Source organism: Citrobacter sp. W9 (assembly GCF_026719375.1).
GTDB lineage: Bacteria > Pseudomonadota > Gammaproteobacteria > Enterobacterales > Enterobacteriaceae > Citrobacter > Citrobacter werkmanii.
Genome location: NZ_JAPPTE010000007.1, coordinates 145,176 through 168,245, shown reverse-complemented (window position 1 = coordinate 168,245; position 23,070 = coordinate 145,176). Strand labels below are relative to the sequence as shown.

General features: G+C 48.2%; 19 protein-coding genes and 1 other RNA gene. 5 read left to right on the top strand and 15 right to left on the bottom strand.

Annotated features, from left to right (window positions below):
• Positions 1 to 5 precede the first annotated feature (5 nt).
• From tdcD to OOJ59_RS12875, 5 genes are all read right to left on the bottom strand, one after another.
• Entirely contained in the window at positions 6 to 1,214 is a 1,209-nt protein-coding gene (gene tdcD / locus OOJ59_RS12895) for a propionate kinase (protein WP_079225955.1), read from the bottom strand.
• 31 nt (positions 1,215 to 1,245) lie between these two features.
• A complete protein-coding gene (gene tdcC / locus OOJ59_RS12890) occupies positions 1,246 to 2,577 on the bottom strand; it encodes a threonine/serine transporter TdcC (protein ID WP_006687934.1) in 1,332 nt (443 codons plus the stop codon).
• A 22-nt stretch (positions 2,578 to 2,599) separates the two neighbouring features.
• Positions 2,600 to 3,589 (bottom strand): bifunctional threonine ammonia-lyase/L-serine ammonia-lyase TdcB, encoded by a 990-nt coding sequence (gene tdcB / locus OOJ59_RS12885; protein WP_042311192.1) that lies wholly within the window; start codon positions 3,587 to 3,589, stop codon positions 2,600 to 2,602.
• Positions 3,590 to 3,687: 98 nt separating this feature from the next.
• On the bottom strand, positions 3,688 to 4,626 hold the full coding sequence (gene tdcA / locus OOJ59_RS12880; protein ID WP_038634113.1) for a transcriptional regulator TdcA: 939 nt from the start codon (positions 4,624 to 4,626) through the stop codon (positions 3,688 to 3,690).
• A gap of 1,085 nt (positions 4,627 to 5,711) precedes the next feature.
• Positions 5,712 to 5,921, bottom strand: coding sequence for a hypothetical protein (locus OOJ59_RS12875; protein WP_071681678.1), 210 nt, complete (start codon positions 5,919 to 5,921; stop codon positions 5,712 to 5,714).
• A 191-nt stretch (positions 5,922 to 6,112) separates the two neighbouring features.
• Between OOJ59_RS12875 and OOJ59_RS12870 the strand changes: the two genes are divergently transcribed.
• Entirely contained in the window at positions 6,113 to 6,358 is a 246-nt protein-coding gene (locus OOJ59_RS12870; RefSeq protein WP_057687788.1) for a hypothetical protein, read from the top strand.
• A gap of 481 nt (positions 6,359 to 6,839) precedes the next feature.
• On the opposite strand, the gene OOJ59_RS12865 is transcribed toward OOJ59_RS12870, so the two are convergent.
• Positions 6,840 to 7,364, bottom strand: a complete 525-nt coding sequence (locus OOJ59_RS12865) for a phase-1 flagellin repressor protein (RefSeq protein WP_069219472.1) — start codon at positions 7,362 to 7,364, stop codon at positions 6,840 to 6,842.
• Positions 7,365 to 7,444: 80 nt separating this feature from the next.
• The gene (locus OOJ59_RS12860; protein ID WP_193157139.1) at positions 7,445 to 9,418 is read right to left on the bottom strand and encodes a flagellin N-terminal helical domain-containing protein; all 1,974 of its coding nucleotides are present in this window, start codon (positions 9,416 to 9,418) and stop codon (positions 7,445 to 7,447) included.
• Positions 9,419 to 9,860: 442 nt separating this feature from the next.
• Here OOJ59_RS12860 and OOJ59_RS12855 point away from each other — a divergent pair, with 442 nt between their 5' ends.
• Complete coding sequence (locus OOJ59_RS12855; RefSeq protein ID WP_044701290.1) at positions 9,861 to 10,439, top strand: recombinase family protein; 579 nt, start codon at positions 9,861 to 9,863, stop codon at positions 10,437 to 10,439.
• Positions 10,440 to 10,745: 306 nt separating this feature from the next.
• Here OOJ59_RS12855 and OOJ59_RS12850 read toward each other — a convergent pair whose 3' ends face one another.
• From OOJ59_RS12850 to garP, 7 genes are all read right to left on the bottom strand, one after another.
• Positions 10,746 to 11,444 (bottom strand): YagK/YfjJ domain-containing protein, encoded by a 699-nt coding sequence (locus OOJ59_RS12850; RefSeq protein WP_060683151.1) that lies wholly within the window; start codon positions 11,442 to 11,444, stop codon positions 10,746 to 10,748.
• A gap of 387 nt (positions 11,445 to 11,831) precedes the next feature.
• Complete coding sequence (locus OOJ59_RS12845) at positions 11,832 to 13,226, bottom strand: tyrosine-type recombinase/integrase (RefSeq protein WP_224769929.1); 1,395 nt, start codon at positions 13,224 to 13,226, stop codon at positions 11,832 to 11,834.
• Between the two features lie 289 nt (positions 13,227 to 13,515).
• An RNA gene (rnpB, locus tag OOJ59_RS12840) (RNase P RNA component class A) lies at positions 13,516 to 13,892 on the bottom strand.
• A 32-nt stretch (positions 13,893 to 13,924) separates the two neighbouring features.
• Positions 13,925 to 15,070, bottom strand: coding sequence for a glycerate 2-kinase (garK, locus tag OOJ59_RS12835; protein WP_069324377.1), 1,146 nt, complete (start codon positions 15,068 to 15,070; stop codon positions 13,925 to 13,927).
• Between the two features lie 65 nt (positions 15,071 to 15,135).
• Positions 15,136 to 16,026, bottom strand: coding sequence for a 2-hydroxy-3-oxopropionate reductase (gene garR, locus OOJ59_RS12830; protein WP_038634119.1), 891 nt, complete (start codon positions 16,024 to 16,026; stop codon positions 15,136 to 15,138).
• 30 nt (positions 16,027 to 16,056) lie between these two features.
• Positions 16,057 to 16,827 (bottom strand): 2-dehydro-3-deoxyglucarate aldolase, encoded by a 771-nt coding sequence (gene garL, locus OOJ59_RS12825; RefSeq protein WP_038634122.1) that lies wholly within the window; start codon positions 16,825 to 16,827, stop codon positions 16,057 to 16,059.
• A 15-nt stretch (positions 16,828 to 16,842) separates the two neighbouring features.
• Positions 16,843 to 18,177 carry a galactarate/glucarate/glycerate transporter GarP gene (garP, locus tag OOJ59_RS12820; protein ID WP_038634125.1) on the bottom strand — a complete coding sequence of 445 codons (1,335 nt, stop codon included), beginning with the start codon at positions 18,175 to 18,177 and terminating at the stop codon, positions 16,843 to 16,845.
• 406 nt (positions 18,178 to 18,583) lie between these two features.
• On the opposite strand from garP, the gene garD reads away from it, so the two are divergent.
• Complete coding sequence (gene garD / locus OOJ59_RS12815; RefSeq protein WP_038634129.1) at positions 18,584 to 20,155, top strand: galactarate dehydratase; 1,572 nt, start codon at positions 18,584 to 18,586, stop codon at positions 20,153 to 20,155.
• 59 nt (positions 20,156 to 20,214) lie between these two features.
• Here garD and OOJ59_RS12810 read toward each other — a convergent pair whose 3' ends face one another.
• The gene (locus OOJ59_RS12810) at positions 20,215 to 21,024 is read right to left on the bottom strand and encodes a DeoR family transcriptional regulator (protein ID WP_159121514.1); all 810 of its coding nucleotides are present in this window, start codon (positions 21,022 to 21,024) and stop codon (positions 20,215 to 20,217) included.
• A 219-nt stretch (positions 21,025 to 21,243) separates the two neighbouring features.
• On the opposite strand from OOJ59_RS12810, the gene kbaZ reads away from it, so the two are divergent.
• Together kbaZ and agaV are read left to right on the top strand one after the other, a co-directional pair.
• On the top strand, positions 21,244 to 22,569 hold the full coding sequence (kbaZ, locus tag OOJ59_RS12805; RefSeq protein WP_160955938.1) for a tagatose-bisphosphate aldolase subunit KbaZ: 1,326 nt from the start codon (positions 21,244 to 21,246) through the stop codon (positions 22,567 to 22,569).
• 19 nt (positions 22,570 to 22,588) lie between these two features.
• Positions 22,589 to 23,062: a PTS N-acetylgalactosamine transporter subunit IIB gene (agaV, locus tag OOJ59_RS12800; protein WP_038634137.1), complete on the top strand. Its 474-nt coding sequence runs from the start codon at positions 22,589 to 22,591 to the stop codon at positions 23,060 to 23,062.
• Positions 23,063 to 23,070 lie beyond the last annotated feature (8 nt).

Sequence of the window (23,070 nt, the reverse complement as noted above, 5' to 3'; positions counted from 1 at the left end):
ATTAATTATGCAAATGCTACTGGGATATTAATTTTGCCTAACGCAATGGCATCACGAGCAATCATTTTCTCTTCATTTGTCGGAATAACCGCACAAATAACACGAGCATCCTTATTAGAGATAATTCTTTCGCCATGGGAATTTGGCAGACTATTCATCTCGCTATCGATATTTACACCTAAAACGGCCAGATGCTCGATAACCAAACGCCGAATTAATACTGAGTTCTCACCGATTCCACCGGTGAAAATAATGCCATCAAGACGATGCAGCGATGCGGCATGTCCGGCGATATGACGCGCAATACGATGCACAAACGTTTTAATCGCCAGCTGCGCGCGCTCATGCCCTTCGTGCCAGGCTTTTTCTAACGTACGTAAGTCAGAGGACAGACCGGAAATACCCAGCAACCCGGACTCTTTATTCACTACGCGCTCAAGGTCGCTCAGCGTCTGGTTGGTTTCAGCGGCAATCCACGCCATCGCGCCGAAATCTACGTCGCCGCTGCGTGTGCCCATCATCAGCCCTTCCAGCGGCGTCATGCCCATCGAGGTATCAACGCTCTGCCCGTTACGTACCGCACAGATAGAGGCGCCGTTGCCCAGATGCGCCACAACCAGACCAGAATCATCATTCTGCAGATCCAGAAGTTCATGCGCCCGTTGCGAAACATAGCGATGCGACGTGCCGTGGAAACCGTAACGACGAACGCCTAACTCCTCAAAATATTTCCACGGTAAACCGTACAGATAGGCTTCTGGGGCCATCGTCTGGTGGAAGCTGGTATCAAATACCGCGACCTGCTGCACGCCTGGGAAAAGGTGCTGAGCAGATTCAATCCCGCTCAGGTTCGCATAATTATGTAGCGGTGCTAATGGCGATACCCGGCGAATATTGTCGATAACTTCCTCAGTAATAATTGCTGATTCGGTAAAGATATTTCCGCCGTGGGCAATGCGGTGGCCAATTAAGGCCACGCTGTCCATTAAATTACGTTTTTCCAGTTCAACGGCAATCGCTTTTAATGCGTCTTCGTAGCTGTGGTGAGCCAGCTTAGCTGGCTCTCCTCCATTAATTGCTATGAACGCATTTTCAGAGTTAATACCGTCTGCAATTCCCGCCATTAAAACTTCACAGTTTGCTGCATCGAGCACTGAGAATTTAATGGAAGATGAACCACAGTTAATAACCAGTACTACCGGAAACTCATTCATTTCACTACTCCGCTCATCCTGAGCTTAAGGATTAAAACAGTTTGTAGACAATGTTCAGGATGGTCAGCAGACCAATCACGGTAACAAACACGTTATCCAGACGGCCACGGTATTTCGCCAGTGATGGCGCTTTACGGATGGCATACATCGGCAGCAGGCAGAGCAGAGAGGCAATAATCGGCGCGCCCATTGCTTCAATCAGGTCCAGGATGTTCGGGTTGGCGTATGCCACAACCCAGGTGGAACCCATGATGAAGATCATGCTGATGGTGTTGAGCTTGCCCATGGAAACTTTGGTTTTATCGCCTTTGTAACCAAACTTCAGCACCAGACCGTTCAGACCTTCCAGCGTCCCCAGATAGTGGCCGAAGAAAGATTTGAAGATAGCAACCAGGGCGATGATTGAAGCACCGTATTCCAGAATCGTGGCGAAGGTAGACTTCGTACCGGACAGTGAAGCGAAGTGGTTCGCCAGGTAAGACAGCACTGGAATGTTTTGCGCTTTCGCATCCGCCATGTTTGCCGGAGAGAGCGTGAACAGGCAGCTAAAGGCGAAGAACATTACCACCGCAACCATCAGCATACTGGCGCGGGAGATGATTTTAGAACATTTCTGCTCGGTGAATTCGCGACCGTAATCTTTCTCATACTCTTCGCGTTTAGAGACTACGAAGGAAGAAACGATTGGCGAGAAGTTGAAAGAGAACACCATGATGGAAATACCCAGCCATACGGTAACCAGGATGCCGTCATGGCCAGTCAGGGCGATATTGCTGATATCAACCTGATCGATAACCGCAGAGTTCCAGTAAGGAATCAGTGACAGAGAGATAAGCACCAGGCTGGCAATGAACGGCCATACCAGGTAGCTCATCACTTTAACCATCAGATCTTTACCAAACCAGATGACGAATGCCATCAGCAGCAACAGGAACAGCGCCACGAAGCCACGGTTCAGCGCGGGCATTTGCAGCTGGTTTTCCCAGAAGGTCATAAAGGTGTTGGTAATGGTGACGCCATAAATCCACAGCAGCGGACAAATCGCAAAGAAGTAGAGGAACGTGATTACCACGCCGCCCGTTTTACCAAAGTGCTCTTCAACCGTTTCTGTGATGTTACCGGAAGGGTTAGAACCGGAAAGACACAGGCGTGCTAGCGCACGGTGGCAATAGAAAGCGATGGGGTATGCTAACACCAGCATGATCAGAATGGGGATCAGTCCGCCAAAACCTGCGCGGATAGGGAAGAACAGCACCCCTGCGCCGATGGCTGTACCAAATAAACCCAGTGTCCAGGTGGTGTCCGATTTGCGCCAGGACGACTGCTTTGTCTGGCTGGATACAATGCTATCAGTAGTACTCATATCCTATCCTCAACGAAGTATATTAAGCGTCAACTAAACCAGTAATTTGAGATACACGAGAAAGATCGATATTACCGCCAGAAATAATGCTGACTGTTTTTCTGTTCTGGATATAGCTATCTAATTTCCCGCTTAATAATGCTGCGCATGCCAGCGCACCGGCACCTTCAGTCACAACTTTATTTCGCTGAATTAATGCCACCATGCTGTTGCGAATTTCATCTTCGCTGACCAGGACAATGTCATCTACCAACTCACGAACGATTTCATACGTTAAAGTACCCGGGCGGGAGACGTCACAACCATCCGCCAGGGTGCCGGTCGTTCGGTGCGTGGTTATTTCTCCAGCGCGGAAAGAAGCCGCCATGCCGTGAACGTTTTCAGACTGTACGCCAATAATTTTAATGGTCGGGTTAATCGATTTAATTGCCACTGCAATACCTGCAATCAGTCCGCCGCCGCCAATTGGCACAATCACGTTATCGACATCGTACAGATCTTCGAGAATTTCCAGACCAATAGTGCCCTGACCGGCAATGACTTTCGGGTCATCATATGGTGGTATAAAGATACGGCCTTCCGTTTCCACAATCTCGCTAACCTTCGCGATGGTGTCGTTGAAGTTGTCGCCGTGCAGCACAACTTCCGCGGAATAATCGCAGGTTGCCGCCACTTTAGACTTCGGTGCGCCTTTCGGCATCACCACTTTGCCGTCAATTCCGAGCATGGCGCAGGAGAGAGAAACCCCTTGCGCATGGTTCCCTGCAGAGCAAGCCACCACGCCTTTACATCTTTCAGCTTCGGTTAATGAACTGAGCTTGTTAAAAGCGCCACGGATTTTAAATGAACCGGTACGCTGCATGTTTTCAAACTTGAGGAAAATTTCCCCTTTGCAACGTTCACTAAAATAGTTAGAGCGAGGCATTCCCGTTTTATATATTTTCCCCGCCAGTCTTTTTTTCGCTTCGAGGATATCTTCAATTGCAACTGGGAGATCGTATGTAATGTGCATTAGAACCTCTTACCTGGGTATTAAAGTAAATAGATAGCCGTAACCATTGTCAGATATAGACAGATGGCGTTGAGTCCGTGTTAAAACAAATTCAATCTTTAATCAACTTCAACTAATTGCCTTCGTCTTCGACAATTATATGATGAATATTCCTTGGCTAATTCCACCAAAATAGATGCTGCTTTTTTAATTCGATAATTTTTCGACCACACGGCGGCATAACGCGCGACGGGTAACGTCTCTTGTACCGGGATAGTAATAAACTGGTTTGAGCCAAACGGTGTGGTCATGTCACAGGGAATTACTGTTAAGAAATCAGCATTGAGAACAAGATTATAAATGGTGACGACGGAGTCAGTATTAACGATGTTTTCACTGCTGATGCCATTATTTTGTAACGTAGTTAGAAGTTCGCGGTAGTATCCCATATTCGTTTGTGGCAACACCCACTGTTCGTTTTTCAACGCGCTCAGCGAGGTGATGCCGGTGCATGTTCGGGACTTGCTGGCGACCAGTATAAAGTCTGACTCAAAGAGCGGCTCAACATGGAGATCCTGTAGTTTCATCTCATCACTCAGCGTACCGATAGCGAAGTCGAGGCGCCCGTCACGAAGCGCGGGTAAGAACGAGGAGAGCTGCGCTTCGTACATGGAAACCTGCGCCTTCGGAAACACCTCTTTAAATTTTTTAATCATGCCGGACATGATGGTGAAGGCGATCAGTGAAGGAAAGCCAAACGATACATCAACCACTGCGTTACTCGTCATGCTGTTCATCTCATCAACCATGTTTTTCATTTCACGAGTAATGGATTCAGACCATGAGAGCATCACCTGACCTGCCTGAGTCAAGGTAACGCCGGTATTTTTACGCACCACTAACTCAATACCAAAATAAGCCTCAACATCATTAATGATTTTGCTGACCGCCGGTTGAGTTAAACCTAATTCTTTTGCAGCAGAACCGATAGAACCACTTCTAATGACTTCCTGAAAGACCACTAAGTGCTGTGTTTTAGGGAGAGAAATAGTATTCATATCGTCCTGCTCTAATAACTTTGTTGACGGCAGGAAGTTTACCAAATTAAGCAAACGAGGATATGTGCGACCACTCACAAATCCCCTTCCCTTACATTTTGTAAGATTATTATTAAATTGATAATTACTTATTAATCATATAGATAGAAAATATCAATCTCACTTAACCCTGACTTTAATCAAAAAAAGATGGGGGGATAACGATTTTTTATGGCTATAACGACATCATTTTTGTTGTTATTTCTTCGAACCACGAAAGGCTATATTTCAATCAATTACAGAGTAATTATCGGTAAAAATGGCGCTTAAATTTAATAAGTAATTTATCAAATATAATTATATTTTATCGTTTATGGTGTTTAAATAACGCCATGCATCACATTTTTTTGCCTTGTTTGTTTGTAAAGAAACATTGCATTTATCAATATTTAAACCAATTAAAACAAATGATCACTATTGGCAACATTACATTAACACTGGTTTTGCGCATTTTATCAGCAACTAATTTTGTGATGACGATCGATTGCGCGTGATTATTCTCGGTAAAAACGTATCGCGTAGCGTTTTGTGTTACACATCACAAAACAAGAATTATCCCGAGAGACATTTCCTCTTATAAAAGAAGTCAGGAATATTAATAAGAACGAAATAAAGATTAGATGAATAGGAAATAAACGCCAGATTCGTGGTAAACCAATCGCAACGCTATCAGGAAAACATTTGCCGGATGGCGGTGTAAACACCTTATCCAGCCTACAAAGCCAGTTCCATACACCCAGTAGGCCTGATAAGCGCAGCGCCATCAGGCATGACAATCTACTCAGAAAGCAAAAACCCCGCCGAAGCGGGGTTTTGTAAAGAGTGAGGCTGACCGATAAGCCGCGTTCTTTTGAGCATAGCGTCGTGGACAGTCATTCATTTAGCCTGCCCATACAGCAAAAACCCCGCCGAAGCGGGGTTTTATAAAGAGTGAAGCTGACCGATAAGTCAGGAAAAATCAACCATACGTCAGGCATCTGTGGCGTTTGTGTTGTCTTGTATCACAGACTGTATCCCACTTTGTATCACAACGATAGTCCTGAAATTTACTCGCTATCAGCCGTGTCGAAGCTTTTGCTGTACGGGCAATGTTTCGACTTCGTGATATAGGTAAACGTGTAAATGCTATTGCTATAAACACAGAGAGTCCGACCATTTTCCATCGTCGATTGATCTGGGTTACTCATCGTTATTCGACCCGCGCTGGCGTTAAACGGCAACAACAAACTGCAAAACATCAATACAGAACCTTTCATCCTTAACCCCTCAATGTTCGTTTTTCACCAATCACTACTACTTAGCAATCTTCAATCTCCTTAGGCGATTATAGTAACCATATTGATCAATTTTACCGATCGATTTTATAATATCAATCGATTAAAGTAATCTAAGCACATCCATGTGTTTGCCTATGGTGCACAAACTTTACTCAACTAATGAGGCTGTTATGAAAAAGATTGTTGCGGTATTTCTGGGGGTTAGCATGTCCAATTGCGTGCTGGCGAGTGATGGATCGCCTGAACTGAAATCAGAAAGCCAGGCTGTTATTCGTAATGCTGGTTATCAATGTGACAAAGTGAATGGTGTCTTCCCTGCTGCTTTTGGTGGCTCAGTCACTGTGTTCTGCGATGACGTATATCAGTACATAATTAAGGACAAAGGCGGGCGGTATACCGTCGAAGTTAATGATTAAGGACTTGTATCATGGCAATGAGGTCTTGCAGAGAGTGTGGGTAAAACTCAAGTAGCCAAAACGAAAACGGCTGGAGTGTTTACTGTTTCATACATGCGCCCTTCGGATAACTAGCGTTTTTCATTCGACTGTAAATTATCTGATGACAACGTGATTTGGACAGAGTCAGGTCAAAGTTCTAACCGTTGGCGGGGCACTGGTAATGTTGAATTTAATGTGGTGTTTATGGTTCGAAATGACGAACTCACAGTGAAAGAGTTACACGCGGACTCTGACGACGTAACGTACAAATTCAGAATGAAAGATATCCGATGACCCATCTCAGGGGCTGCATCTAGCGGCCTCCTTTCGTAACGTCATGTTGAAAACAAAACAAGATGCAAGATCAGCTAAACGACTCCATATTTATTGAATTAGCTACTCATTCTCTTGACCAAATATCCTTTTGAAAATATTGATAACCAACTGATAATATGAAGGTTTAATCAGAGTAATCTGAGGAGGTTATTCTGCTAACCCAGTCAAACATGATCTGCATATGGTTGCCATTAGGTCTAATCATTCCGACTTGACAAGCATTAACGCCTGTTGTTTCCCCTATCAGAATACGCCCATCTAGCATATGTACTTTTATACCCACCCCTTGTTTAAAGCACTTATTGCAGATAGAGAAAAAGTCTTTCCTTGTTGGGTCACATGGCTGAACATTAAAAACATCAGCAGCAATAAGTCTTGCGGTTAAACTTTCGCCAATCGGCAATTCTTCGAGTGATGCGAGAAACTCAAGTTTTACCTCAATCCTATTGCTTCCCTTAGCTTCATCAGATGCCAAGATCATATTTTCTTTCTGATTAAACTTTGAAATATAACCGATTATTGATTGCCCGTTGCCGCTTACCAACTTTACAGGATAATCATTGAAGCGTAGAAATTGTATCCTGCGAGCAAGCGTAGAATATTCACGGGGCCATTTTTCCGCTTCTCGACCATATGAGATATCATTCATAACAGTTGTACCTTAGAACCAGTTTTAGCACATTAAACAAAAAAGCCCCGCAATCACGGGGCTTAGTACTATAAACTATATTAACGCAGCAGAGACAGTACGTTCTGCGTGGTCTGGTTAGCTTGTGCCAGAACAGAAGTACCAGCCTGTTGCAGGATCTGTGCACGGGACATGTTGGATACTTCGGTCGCGTAGTCAGCATCTTCGATACGGCTACGAGCAGAAGTCAGGTTGTTAACGGTGTTGCCCAGGTTGGTGATGGTAGAATCGAAACGGTTCTGTACTGCACCCAGGTCGGAACGCAGTGCGTCAACTTTAGCCAGAGCGTCATCCAACGCTTTCAACGGATCGGAGGTAGATGTTGACTTTGTGGTGGACTCGGTAGTCAGTTTACCACTTTCATTTAGGTAAATTTTTGAGCCAGCGTTGTTTGTGACAGCACCATTGGAGTGAGCATAGTAGTTCACAGTTTCTTTAGCGACGTTGGTCAGTTTACCTTCGATATCGGTAAAAGCATCCTTAGCTGTAGCAGCAGTTCCTGCGCCATCCGAATCATATTTTACAGCGCCCGCAGTAACTGAATATACACCAGCCCCTTCGCCGTCAGTAACCGTGAAATCACCAGTGCTGATATCTTTTGCCATTTCCGTAGCTGAAATTTTTGCTCCGGATACGTCTACTGTTGCGTTAGACGGAGTAGTCATTGCAGTTTTTGCAAGCGTACCCGCTGCTACACCTGCGGTATCACCCGCAGTTTTTGCGGTTCCTGTAGCAAAAGCAGTTGCAGCGGCTTCAGCATCAGCAGTAGTAGCACCGTCTTTAATTTGAGCGTCATATGTTGTTTTATAATCTGCATTATATTTAGTAGCATAAGCATCATCATATGCAGTTTTATAAGCAGCTGAATAAGCATTAGCTTTGTGCATTTCTGCACTGCCGCCTACTGAGGTAATCGTAGTATCTCCAACTTTAATCGTTGTGTTTACGGCTGATGCAGTCGGATTACCATAAGCGTCTAAACCGGTAGTATCGGTATTAGCAATCAGATTATCCCAGGTAGCCGCCTTAGTCTGGCCGTTACTTGTCTGGGTCAGGTTACCCTTAGCATCCAGAAAAAGCGCTTTGCCATCTGTGGATGTGATAGTTCCGTCTTTACTTACTTTTACATCTTGGGTAGTTGCGCCAATTTTTACATTCGCGGTGAATGAATCCCCGGCGTTTGGAGCAAATTTATTCAGAGCGTTTGTAGAAGAAACTCCTGTCGCGCTAAAGCTATACGATTTACTTGCTGCATCGTAAGTGTATTTATTATCTGTGGCTGCAACGCCAAGCCCATTACCGGTGCCGTCAAAATGTAAGGTGCTTTTATCTTTAACGCTTGTCATCACATCTGAGGCTGTCGCTTTAGCATTATCGACATCCTTTTTGAAAGTAATGGTACCATCTTTATCAGGTACACCTTTATCAAATCCAGCCAGCGTCAGGCTATCTGCAGTAGCAGCTTTGTTCGCTACTTCACCTTTACCGTTCACGTTGAAGCCAGTCAGGCCAAGAGTCTTAGAGGTGATTTCTTTCAGGTCGATAGTGATGGTTTCGCCATCGTTCGCACCAACCTGGATTTTCATGGAGCTGTCGGACGCCAGCACTTTCACGCCGTTGAACTGAGTCTGACCGGATACGCGGTCGATTTCGCCCAGACGCTGGGTGATTTCATTCTGGATAGAGTCCAGGTCGGACTGGGAGTTGGTGCCGTTGGTTGCCTGAACTGACAGTTCACGAACACGTTGTAAGTTGTTGTTGATTTCAGACAGCGCGCCTTCAGTGGTCTGAGCGATGGAGATACCATCGTTGGCGTTACGGGAAGCCTGAGTCAGACCTTTGATGTTGGAGGTGAAGCGGTTAGCAATCGCCTGGCCAGCGGCGTCGTCTTTAGCGCTGTTGATACGCAGACCGGAAGACAAACGCTCAATAGCGGAGCTAAGGGAAGACTGGGATTTGTTCAGGTTATTTTGGGTCAACAGCGACAGGCTGTTAGTGTTGATAACTTGTGCCATAAAATTTTCCTTTTGGGTATATAAGTCAGGCTTACCTGTGTCATTCAAGTTATCGACCACTTTGGCCTAAACTTTATCTTTTTTTCATTTTTATCAATCTATTGTTTTTATTTGGTTTTTAGCAAACTAAGAGCAGCTAACAGTACATAACCAATTATGTGAATTTTTTCATCAAGTCTTACTCTCTTTTGCTACTTAACAAAAAATTGCTAAGCGATTGCCAGATCAGTCAAGCATGCTCCACCAGCTTCAAAAGGCAACTCTCAATCTTTTACAAATATCATACAGGCCAATGACATTGACCTGGTTAGTGTCAACAATCGAACGTTTTATGATACCAGTAAACCCTACCTTAAATTGGTGTCATTAAATTAGCACATTGACATTATGATACCATTAGTTAATTATGATACCGTTTTTGATACCAATCAGGGGAGCGATTATGAGCCGTACATTTGCATATTGCCGTGTGTCCACCAGCGAACAGTCAACAGAAAACCAGATTATGGCGATTCGTCAGGCTGGCTATGCAGTGAATGATAGCAGGGTGATATCAGAAACCGTGTCAGGGGGAGTACAGGCAATGCAGCGCAAAGGCTTTGCTGATATGGTGACTCATAAACTGGAGGCTGGGGATCAGCTTGTAGTATTGAAACTGGACCGCCTGGGAAGGGACAACATCGACGTGCAGCAAACCATTACGATGCTGGTGGATAAAGGGATTGATGTTGTTTCACTGGATCTGCCTGTGCGTAACCTTTCCAGCGCGGAAGGGAAGTTGATGCTGCAAATGTTTTCTGCGTTTGCAGAATTCGAAAAATCCCGCATCATTGAACGTACAAAAGAGGGTTTAGTAAGAGCCAGGAAGGAAGGGAAGAAGTTAGGCCGTCCGGTTGCGTCAGATACCCTTCAGCGTGTACAGGAAGCCAGAGCTAAGGGGCTGAGTCAGTCCAAAGCGGCGTTAGCATTGAATTTAAGTCTCCCGACTATCAAACGAAACTGGAACATCAAAGAGGCGTAAGATTTAACCTGTCTTCACTCAGATTCAGATGCTGCCCTGCCAACGTGTGAGGCTTAATTATGGCTATTTTCGGGTCAATTAATCCGAAATATTCCGGCGACAGTAAATCCAGCGGAGCCGCACACCAGCTTAAATCTACGTGGAAAAGATAGAGATGTGGTGCTATATTTAAAAGTTAAGCCGTGATATATGAGAGAGGGTATTGTTAAACGCAATGAGCGCTATCGTGAGCGCTTTTTTTGGCGTGGGTAATGCGAAGGTACTGCCTCCTGATTTGAAGGCCGTAGAGAGCGTTACACGAAGGATTTAGCAATTATGGTTTTTATTGCTCAACTTTGATGTTGAGTGTACCCGATCCCCATTTCCGGTCTGATACTTCCCACGCTCTTTCGCCAGATACGATACCCACAGAAAGGGACCCTTTAGCGTTTCCGGCCTATTTCTTTCGATAACGTAATGATTCGGATATCTTTCCGTTGCTTTTGGCAGCTCCACCAGCGCTGCTTTACCGCCCGTCAGGCCCATCCAGATTTCAACAATACTTCCGGCAATGCCGCTTGTGGGTGTCCCAAGGCGTCTGACCTGTCGATGCGGGAGAGCAATCCAGCAATGATAATGCACCTGCTTTGCTTCCTCCTTCTCCCGTACCCAGCCATAAGCAAAGTTGAGGATCGGTTCTGCTAATCCCTCAGGTCTGTTTAATTTAGACTTCAGACGTTCACGTAGTTTTTTAAACAGGTCGCTTACCCACTTGTTGCCTGTGTCTATTGGGGTATTCTCAGGTAAGCGTAAATCGAAGCGAGAGAAGTAAACCCGGCTGTAGATGGATAGTATTGCATCAAGCTGTTCTGCTATAGGGGTAAGGATATCAAGGCGAACACCAGATTGGTCGGTGGCGTTGATCGGGTAGGCGTAACCATGATGAATGAAAACATCACCTGTGATGACCCTGTAACGCCCGTGTGTATGAACTTTGGTTGTGTAAGGCGTAGCCTGTGTGAGCATTGACTGAATAGATCCTTCTTCTGACACAACACCCCCATAAGTTATTTATACAAACAACCCCCCTCGCGTACACGCACACACGTATAAGTTATTACCATCTGACCACCGTAAAACGAAGCGGGTACAGGTAGTTCAAACCCCATCAAGCAAAGCCTGACGGCAAAAAAGATGGATGAAATTTTTTCGAATAAAGTTTACATGGCATATAAAATCCCAAAATAATAATATCGCAAAACAAACTGCAGTGCAAAGATTATTTTAATCTGCGGTATTTTTCGGGTTTTCTTCTGCAATTTTCCCGCTTTTGCGATACTCCGACATTGTGCTTCCCTGTCGATAAGCGCTTAGCTACGGCTCAGCAAAACCATTGAATTAGAATGACTATCACTAAAACCAATCAACACTATCAACCACTGGAAGCAAGTCAGAAACTTTCATCTTGCCTGTATAAACCTTAGTTTGCCCCTGGTTTGAATGCTCATGGCCGATTGTCTGCTGAACAAGCGTGAGAGTATGTTTTGCCTGAATTTCAGTTACGAAAGTGTGGCGTAAGCTGTGAACAATGCGCCTGTTTTTAAAATCGTCAAGGTAATCAATATTCAATTGCTCGCGTATCGCGTGGAACAACCGGGTTACCTGACTTCGATTAGTAATCTCGGGAAACAAGTAAGCATCTGGCTTTTTGCCATCCAGATACAGCAAGAACCCCATGTCAAGAAGACGCTTTGCGATAGGAACCTGTCGAATCCCTGCCTCAGTTTTACTATCCCCGATCATTATGTAATGCCTCTGGCTATCCTCGTCCAACCGCACATCGGAAACTTTCAGTTTTGCGATTTCAGAGCGTCTTGCGCCAGTGTACGCCAATAGCAAAAAACCCCATTTATTCCACCCTTCCAAAGTCGCAAAGTGACATACTAATTTTCGCATTTCTGCTCGAGTGTAATAACCATAGCTGTGGCTTTTAGCTTGGTACGTAACGTTAAGTGTCGGTGATGATTCAAGAATATCCTCTTCTTTAGTCAGGTATGTTGAAAACAACCCCTGACACAGTTTCAGATAATCTTTGACAGTTTTGGATGAAACCAGATCTTCTTCTGGGACTTCATCCAAGTCCAAAAATTGCTGGATCGTCATACGGTTATAAGGCCTCTTATTCTGACGAGGTAAACCTTCAACTACCTCAAGCAGGTTTTTAATATCACGTCGAGAAATGTCAGAAACTTGAGTGTCAGCCCCCAAAACCGCCTCTATCACTTCATAGTATTTTTCATTCCCCTGCCGAATCTTGGGAGTCCAGTCCGACTTATATTTTACAAAACCCTTCCATGCCTCACATAGCGACAAAGCAGGGGTCTGTGGTTCTTCAGGCTTAGCAGCTTGACCGGGAACATAATCACTTTCTGGTCGCATAGAGTTAACGATCTGGCGATAATCAGAATGCCGTTGATCCATAAAGGCTATATGTGCATCGCAGTAATGTCTCCAAAGGAGATCGTACTCTGAGGCCAAATAATCGATTTCATCCGCCATGCCCGTAAGATCAAACTGGCTACCAAGTTGCTCTATGACTGAATCTGTCGACAGCGGTTCAACATCTTGTTTAAAGGTTCCATCAAGTAGCAGCCCAAAATCATGCGCATTGCGTTTTTCACGAGCCAATGACCCGGATTCTCGCAGGGTGTTACGTACAGTTGAGGGAATTCTTTTTGCTGCGGCGTAAAAACCTGCCTGAATTTTAAGCAAATAACGATCAATATCGTCTTGTTCTAACTTCTTCATTTTCTGCACTATGTCCAATAATTGGGCTGGCTCCATTTTGGACGATTTTACAAAAGAAATGAACATAGAGAGACGGGAAGATATAAATCTTGCTCTGCTGGCTGAATCGCAGCCCAGAGACACGCGGAACAAACCACCTGAAGGTAGTCTGAAATGAAGGCAGTAGCGGTTGCCACGCTTTAGGATATTCGGGATGGAACAGCCGCTGGTGTGCCTCGTCTGTATCACAGTCTGTGTCACATTTTCACCTATTAAGGCCTGAGACACACCAACGTATTGTTTTAGAAGAAGTTGAAGCTGACCGATAAGCCGGGTTCTGTCGTGGACAGTCATTCATCTAGGCCAGCAATCGCTCACTGGCTCAAGCAGCCTACCCGGGTTCAGTACGGGCCGTACCTTGTGAACCCCTATTTGGCCTTGCTCCGGGTGGAGTTTACCGTGCCACGGACTGTTACCAGCCGCGCGGTGCGCTCTTACCGCACCCTTTCACCCTTACCTGATCCCACTTACGTGGGCCATCGGCGGTTTGCTCTCTGTTGCACTGGTCGTGGGTTTCCCCCCCAGGCGTTACCTGGCACCCTGCCCTATGGAGCCCGGACTTTCCTCCCCTCCGCCCGTCTCCCCCGAAGAGGACGACGACGAAGCGGCGACTGTCTGGTCAGCTTCGGCGCGCAGTATAGAGGGTTTGCGGGGCAATGTCACCCCGCACTGCGCATTCCTATCGCCAGCGTGGCGGCAATATTCCTTGAAGCACGATAAATATTATCAAATGCCCCACGGAACGCCTCTTCCAGTGTGCTGATACTGGTCAATACGCTAAACACCGCGTCGATACCATATTGATGCACCACCGCCACATCATGCGTCAGGCTGCCGCCAATACCAATCACTGGCTTGTGGTACTTCTTCGCGACATTCGCCACACCTACCGGCACTTTGCCGTGAATACTCTGGCTGTCGATCCGCCCCTCGCCAGTCACTACCAGCGTGCAATCGTGAATATGTTCTTCCAGATTAAGCGCCTGAGTCACAATCTCTATCCCACTGCGCAGATCCGCGCCTAAAAAAGCCATTAACGCTGCGCCCATCCCACCAGCCGCACCGGCGCCGGGAACGTCCTTCACGTCGACCCGCAGCGATTTTTTAATGATGTCAGCATAGTGAGACAGATTACGGTCCAGTTCGAGAATACGTTCTTCCGTTGCCCCTTTCTGCGGGCCAAAGATACGTGAAGCGCCAGTGTCGCCGGTGAGTGGATTGGTCACATCACAGGCCACGCGAATTGAACAGGTTTTTAAGCGAGGATCCAGGCCCGAGATATCGATGGCGTTCAGACTCATCAGGCTACCACCGCCGTAGCCAATGTCAGTCCCGTTGGCATCACAGAGTTTCGCCCCCAGCGCCTGCGCCATACCTGCGCCGCCGTCGTTGGTCGCGCTACCGCCAATGCCGATAATAATGCTTTGTGCGCCGCTGTTCAGCGCCTGCAAAATCAACTCCCCGGTACCGCGCGACGTAGTGACTAACGGATTGCGCTTTTCAGGAGGAACCAGCGCCAGACCACTGGCTGCCGCCATTTCGATAAACGCGGTTTTACCGTCCCCGGACATGCCCCAGCAGGCATTCACTTTTTCGCCCAGCGGCCCCGTCACCCACGCGGAATGTTCACTCCCCTGCGTGGCGGCAATCATGGCTTCGACCGTTCCTTCGCCGCCGTCGGCAACCGGAACAGACACATATTGCGCATCGGGAAAAATTTCCCGAAATCCTTTTTCTATTGCCTGAGCCACCTCGGTGGCAGAAAGGCTTTCTTTATAAGAGTCTGGGGCAATTACGATTTTCATAGTTATGTAGCCTGAAAGTGCCGCGCAAGGCAAGAAATACAGGGCGCGCATCCGCGCCCTTCTTGTTAGCGAGTGACTTCCACTTTCGCCAGTTTTTCGTAGTAGCAGGCGAGCGCGCTATGATCGGCGGTGCCCAACCCATCTGCGCGTAGCGCCTGCATCATCTCCATGACAGCAGCCGTCAGCGGCAACTGAGCGCCAACGCCATGCGAGGTATCCAGCGCATTGGCCAGATCTTTAATATGCAAGTCAATGCGGAAACCCGGTTTGAAGTTGCGGTCCATCACCATCGGCGCTTTCGCATCCAGTACGGTGCTGCCCGCCAGTCCGCCACGAATGGCCTGATACACCAGATCCGGATTCACGCCCGCTTTAGTCGCCAGCGTCAGTGCTTCAGACATCGCCGCAATGTTCAGCGCCACAATCACCTGATTAGCCAGCTTGGTCACGTTGCCTGCGCCAATCTCGCCGGTATGCACCACGGAACCCGCCATCGCTTTCAGCAGATCGTAGTACTTGTCGAAAATCGCTTTATCGCCGCCGACCATCACCGACAACGTACCGTCAATCGCTTTTGGCTCGCCGCCGCTGACCGGCGCATCCAGCATATCCACACCTTTCGCTTTCAGCGCCTCGCTGATTTCACGGCTGGCTAACGGTGCGATGGAACTCATATCGATCAGTACCGTCCCCGGTTTCGCCCCTTCAATGATGCCGCCTTCGCCCAGCGCCACCTCTTTCACGTGCGGAGAGTTCGGCAGCATGGTGATGATCACATCACACTGCTCGGCAATGTCTTTCGCCGTGGCGGCGGTTTCTGCGCCTGCGGCAATCACGTCCGCAATGGATTCCGGGTTACGGTCAGCAACCACCAGCGAGTAACCTGCCTTGAGGAGGTTTTTACTCATTGGTTTACCCATGATACCGAGGCCAATAAAACCAACTTTCATTGTCATGTCTTTATCTCTCTCTACTGTCGATGGTGGTTATTTCTTAAAAGAATCAGCCAGTTTCTGCGTGGCTGAACGGAACACGCCAAGGTCGCTGCCGACGGCAACAAACGTCGCACCCCACTCCAGATAACGCCGCGCATCCGCCTCTACCGGGGCCAGAATGCCGCTTGGTTTACCGTGGGCTTTCGCGCGGGCGAAAATGTGCTGGATAGCTTTCTGCACATCGGGATGGGACGCATTGCCGAGGTGGCCTAACGCCGCAGCCAGATCGCTGGGGCCGACGAAGATACCGTCAACGCCTTCGGTCGCCGCGATTGCATCAACGTTATCAACGCCCTGCTGACTTTCGATCTGCACGATGATGGTGATGTTCTTATTCGACTGCGCAAAATAGTCCGGCACGGTGCCAAACATATTGGCGCGGTGGGATACGGACACGCCGCGAATACCTTCCGGTGGATAGCGAGTTGACGCCACCGCATTCACCGCCTCTTCTTCGGTCTCAACAAACGGGATCAGGAAGTTGTAAAACCCGATATCCAGCAGACGCTTAATGATCACCGGCTCGTTGGTCGGCACACGTACCACCGGCGCGCTGGCGCTACCTTTAAGCGCCATCAATTGCGGGATAAACGTCGAGATATCGTTCGGCGCATGTTCGCCGTCCAGCACCAGCCAGTCGAAACCCGCCAGACCTAAAACTTCAGTGCTGATTGGACTGGCTAATGCAGACCAGCAGCCAATCTGAATCTGCTGCGCCGCGAGGGCCGCTTTAAACTTATTCGGGAAAATCGTGTTATTCATCGCCTATACCTTTGTTTATTTCTGCAATTCCATACGTTTAATGTCACCGACAATAAACAGGTAGCAAACCATTGCCATCAGCGCTGAGCACCCTACAAACATCAGCGCGGCATTAAATGAGTGCAACTCGCTCACCAGATACCCAATCACCAACGGAGTAACAATGGAGGCCACGTTGCCAAATACGTTAAATACGCCACCACACAGACCGACAATCTCTTTCGGCGCGGTATCGGAAATCACCGGCCAGCCCAACGCCCCGAAGCCTTTGCCGAAGAACGCCAGCGCCATCAGCGCGACTACCAGAGCGGTGTTATCGGTGTAGTTACACAGAATAATGGTCGATGCGAGCAGCATGCCGAGCACAATCGGCAGCTTACGCGCCAGGGTGATGCTGGAGCCACGTTTAATCAGATAATCAGAGAACACCCCACCCAGCACGCCGCCAATGAATCCACATAGCGCCGGAATAGACGCCACCAGACCAACTTTGAGGATCGACATACCTTTTTCCTGTACCAGGTAAATCGGGAACCAGGTAAGGAAAAACCAGGTAATTGTGTTAATAAAATACTGTCCGAAGAACACGCCAAGCATCATACGGTTGGTCAGCAACTGCTTGATATAATGCAGCTTAGGACCACCTGACTTCACATCGCCCGGCTTCTTATGGTCCATATCTACGACCGCGCCGTTTTCAGAGATAAACTTCAGTTCTTCTTGCGACATACGCGGGTGATCGGTTGGGTTATGAATAAACTTTACCCATAGCCCGGTGAGCACAAAACCAATCGCCCCCATCACGGTAAAGACGTGCTCCCAGCCCCAGGCGAAGGTCAGCCAGCCGAGCAGCGGCGAAAACAGCGCCAGGGAAAAATACTGTGCGGAGTTAAAAATCGCGGATGCCGTACCGCGCTCTTTGGTCGGGAACCAGGCCGCTACGATACGGGCGTTGGCCGGGAAGGAAGGTGCTTCTGAGAAGCCCAACATAAAGCGCATGATGAACATTGAAATACCTGCCCAGGCCAGCGGGAACATGTCCACAAAGCCCTGCAGGAAGGTAAACAGCGACCAGAAGAACAGGCTCCAGGTATAGACTTTCTTCGAGCCGAACTTATCGAGCAGCCAGCCGCCGGGGATTTGCATCAGCAGGTAAGCCCAACCGAAGGCGGAAAAAATATACCCCATTGAGATGGCGCTGAGGTGCAACTCTTTCGCCACTTCCGTGCCGGCAATTGACAGCGTCGCACGGTCCGCATAGTTAACGGCAGTTACAATAAAAATTATCAGTAATATTAAATAGCGGGTATGTGTACCTTTCTTTTTCTCGACAATTGTATCCAGAATCATTCTATTTACCTCGGGCACATAAAAATGTTTTTATTATTATTTGTTAGCTATCCCTGGTGATAAATTACCGATAATAAAAACACATAATAATTTATCAGACGTTATGAAACCGTGATTTAGTATAATCAGCAGAGCAACGTTAATCATTGTGCAGACGCTCACTAATTACGCATTGTTAAAATAATATTTTGGGCATATGCACACACGCATGGGCGCTAATGCACACATTTACTGATTAATCCCCTTGGTGGTACGGTCCTGCTGAGTTTAAGTGATCATGATCACATTCTTAATTTTAAACTCCTGACATTCTTATTTCACGATACCGAATATTTATTACTGATAATTAGATTCAAAATATAAATACCCACACTATTATTACCACCTTGATGGAGAATACTGGACAATGGCCGACATCGAAATCAGACAAGAATCGCCCTCGGCGTTTTATATTAAAGTTCACGCAACAGATAATGTGGCGATTATTGTCAATGACAATGGCCTGAAAGCCGGGACGCGTTTTCCGGATGGGCTGGAGCTGATTGAACATATTCCCCAGGGTCATAAAGTGGCGCTATGCGATATTCCTGTTCACGGCGAAATTGTGCGTTATGGCGAAGTGATAGGCTATGCCGTTCGCGATATCCCGCGCGGTAGCTGGATTGATGAATCCATGGTTGAGCTGCCCAAGGCCCCGCCGCTGGAGACGCTGCCGCTGGCGACCAAAGTACCGGAGCCGCTACCGCCTCTTGAGGGTTATACCTTCGAAGGCTATCGCAATGCAGACGGCAGCGTCGGCACCAAAAATCTGCTCGGCATCTCCACCAGCGTACACTGCGTAGCGGGCGTGGTGGATTATGTGGTGAAAATCATTGAGCGCGATCTGCTCCCCAAATACCCGAATGTCGATGGCGTGGTGGGGCTTAATCACCTGTACGGCTGCGGGGTGGCGATTAACGCTCCGGCCGCCATTGTGCCGATTCGCACCATCCATAATATTGCGCTGAACCCCAACTTTGGCGGTGAAGTGATGGTTATTGGCCTCGGCTGCGAAAAACTGCAACCAGAGCGACTGCTGGAAGGGACTCACGATGTAAAAAGTATCCCGGTCGACAGCGCCAGCATCGTCAGCTTACAGGATGAAAAGCACGTCGGCTTTCAATCAATGGTTGCTGATATTTTGCAAGTGGCAGAACGCCATCTGGCAAAGCTCAACCAACGCCAACGTGAAACCTGCCCGGCATCAGAACTGGTGGTCGGTATGCAGTGCGGCGGTAGCGATGCCTTTTCCGGCGTCACGGCCAACCCGGCGGTCGGTTATGCCTCCGACCTGTTAGTACGCTGCGGCGCGACCGTGATGTTCTCGGAAGTGACCGAAGTGCGCGATGCTATCCATCTTCTTACCCCACGCGCGATTAACGAAGAAGTAGGTAAGCGCCTGCTCGAAGAGATGGCCTGGTACGATAACTACCTGGATATGGGCAAGACTGACCGCAGCGCCAACCCTTCACCGGGCAACAAGAAAGGCGGTCTGGCAAACGTGGTGGAAAAAGCGCTGGGCTCAATCGCCAAATCAGGCAAGAGCGCCATCGTCGAAGTATTGTCGCCGGGCCAGCGCCCAACCAAACGAGGACTGATTTACGCCGCGACCCCCGCCAGCGATTTTGTCTGCGGTACACAGCAGGTTGCTTCCGGGATCACCGTGCAGGTATTCACCACCGGTCGCGGTACGCCGTACGGCCTGATGGCGGTGCCGGTGATAAAAATGGCGACGCGTACTGAGCTGGCCAATCGTTGGTTTGACCTGATGGACATCAACGCCGGTACCATCGCCACCGGAGAAGAAACCATTGAAGACGTGGGTCTGAAATTGTTCGAGTTTATTCTCGAGGTCGCCAGCGGGCGTAAGAAAACCTTCTCGGATCAGTGGGGACTGCATAATCAACTGGCGGTGTTTAACCCGGCGCCAGTGACCTGATTGCTGAAAGTGAAATTCGATTACAGGTCGGGGAGTTCGAAAACTTTCCGACCTTTTTGTCAAATACTCACCAGAACAACCTCAATCCCATGCTTACGTAATCCTTCCAGACTCTCCTCTGGAATATTTTCATCAACAATAATCATATCGATCCGCTGGGTATCAATGATCTTATGCAGACTGGAGCGATTAAACTTCGTCGAGTCGGTAACGACGATTATGCGCTCCGCGACTTCACTCATCCGGCGATTGAGACGCGCTTCATCCTCATTGTGTGTGCTAACACCACGCTCTAAGTCGATAGCATCAACGCCAAGAAACAGCATGTCGAAGTGATAATTTTGTAGCGATTGCTCAGCCTGATCGCCATAAAAGGATTGCGACTGACGACGCAAGTGACCGCCGGTCATCAGCAGCTCAACCCCTTCGGCTTCCAGTAACGCATTAGCGACATTCATACCATTGGTCATTGCAATCACATTGGTATGCTGGCGCATCAGGCGGGCAATTTCATACGTCGTGGTGCCGGAATCAAGGATCACGCGGTGCCCCGGTTTAATCAACTCTGCGGCGGCTCTGGCAATACTGCGTTTTACCGCCGTATTGAGCGAACTTTTGTCTTCAACAGAAGGCTCAACACCAGGCGTAGCGCTATCGCAAATCAGCGCACCACCATAGGCGCGTACCGCAATCCCCTGTTTTTCCAGAAAAGCGAGGTCGTTACGAATCGTGACCGTGGAGACGCCATAAAATAAGGAAAGATCGTTAACCTGAACGCTTCCCTGCTGCCGTAACCGCTGGATGATCTGCTCGCGCCTTTCGCTGGTGCCGATAACGCGCTTGTCTGCAGAAGACTCGGTGTTACTCATAAGAAATCCTTTAGTTGTCTCTTTCGTTTTATTTCGTTTTGTCTATTAACGCCTTTCTTTTACGCGAATGCAAGCCCCACAAGCAGGGAAGAGTCGAACAGATTCACGCTGAAACCTTTCATTGCGTTTCTTTTGTGAAACAGATCGGAAAACTATTATCTTTCGTTTTATTTTTAAATCACCATGATGCAGTATTAAATGAAACAAAACGAAAGATTGATGTCGCAGTTATCTGACCTGGAGAGGAAAGTGAAACATCTAACTAAAATGGTCGAGCAACATAAACGGGGGAAGGCAAACGGGATTTATGCCGTTTGTTCCGCGCATCCAATCGTACTGGAAGCCGCAATACGCTACGCCCATGCCAATCATACACCGCTATTGATCGAAGCAACTTCTAATCAGGTTGACCAGTTTGGCGGCTATACGGGTATGACACCAGCCGATTTTCGCAGTTTTGTCTGCGGTTTAGCCGACTCGCTTAATTTTTCTCAGGATATGCTGATTCTCGGTGGAGACCACCTTGGACCAAACCGTTGGCAAAATCTGCCAGCAGAACAAGCAATGGCCAACGCTGACGATCTGATCAAGAGTTATGTCGCCGCTGGCTTTAAAAAGATCCACCTTGATTGCAGCATGTCTTGTGCTAACGACCCGGTTCCACTAACGGATGAAATCGTCGCTGAGCGCGCCGCGCGCCTGGCAAAAGTTGCCGAAGAAACCTGTATTGCGCATTTTGGTGAGTCTGACCTGGTCTATGTAATTGGCACAGAAGTCCCGGTTCCTGGCGGCGCTCACGAAGCATTAACCGAACTGGTGGTAACAACGCCGGATGCGGCACGCGCAACGCTGCAGGCCCACTATCACGCCTTTGAAAAGCGCGGACTGGAAGGTATCTGGCCGCGTATCATCGCCCTGGTGGTGCAACCCGGCGTCGAATTCGACCACACCCACATCATTGATTACCAACCGCAGAAAGCCGTGTCACTCAGCAAAATGGTGGAAGACTACGACACGCTGATTTTTGAAGCACATTCTACCGATTACCAAACGCCTCAGTCCTTGCGCCAGTTGGTTAAAGATCATTTCGCGATCCTGAAAGTCGGCCCGGCGCTGACCTTTGCCCTGCGCGAAGCGTTATTTTCATTAGCCGCTATTGAAGAGGAATTGCTGCCCGCAAAAGCCAGCTCAGGCCTGCGACATGTCCTGGAAAGCGTGATGCTTGATCGACCGGAGTACTGGCAGAGCCACTATCACGGCGATGGCAACGCGCGCCGTTTGGCCCGCGGATATAGCTACTCAGATCGGGTTCGTTACTACTGGCCGGACAGCCAGATTGATGAGGCATTCGAACGTCTGGTGCGTAACCTGGCCGACGAACCGATCCCGTTACCGCTGATTAGCCAGTATCTACCCTTGCAGTACGTAAAAGTGCGCGAGGGAGATCTCAGCGCGACACCGCGAGAACTCATCATTAACCATATTCAGGACATACTGCAGCAATATCACTGCGCCAGCCTGGGTGATTCATCCCATAACGCATAACAAGAAAGAGAAAAATACCATGCCAAACATTGTATTAAGTCGCATTGACGAACGTTTAATTCACGGTCAGGTCGGTGTGCAATGGGTCGGATTTGCGGGGGCAAATCTGGTGCTGGTCGCCAATGATGAGGTGGCTGAAGATCCGGTGCAGCAAAACCTGATGGAAATGGTTCTGGCGGAAGGGATTGCCGTGCGCTTCTGGTCACTACAAAAAGTAATCGACAATATTCACCGTGCCGCCGATCGCCAGAAAATTTTGCTGGTCTGCAAATCGCCTGCGGATTTCTACCGTCTGGTCGAAGGCGGTGTTCCTGTTAATCGTATCAATGTTGGCAACATGCACTATGCCAACGGCAAGCAGCAAATCGCCAAAACGGTTTCTGTAGACGCTGCCGATATAGCGGCGTTCAACGGGTTGAAAGCCGCTGGGGTGGAATGCTTCGTTCAGGGCGTTCCCACAGAACCCGCCCAGGACCTATATAAACTTCTCTGAGGGATTCA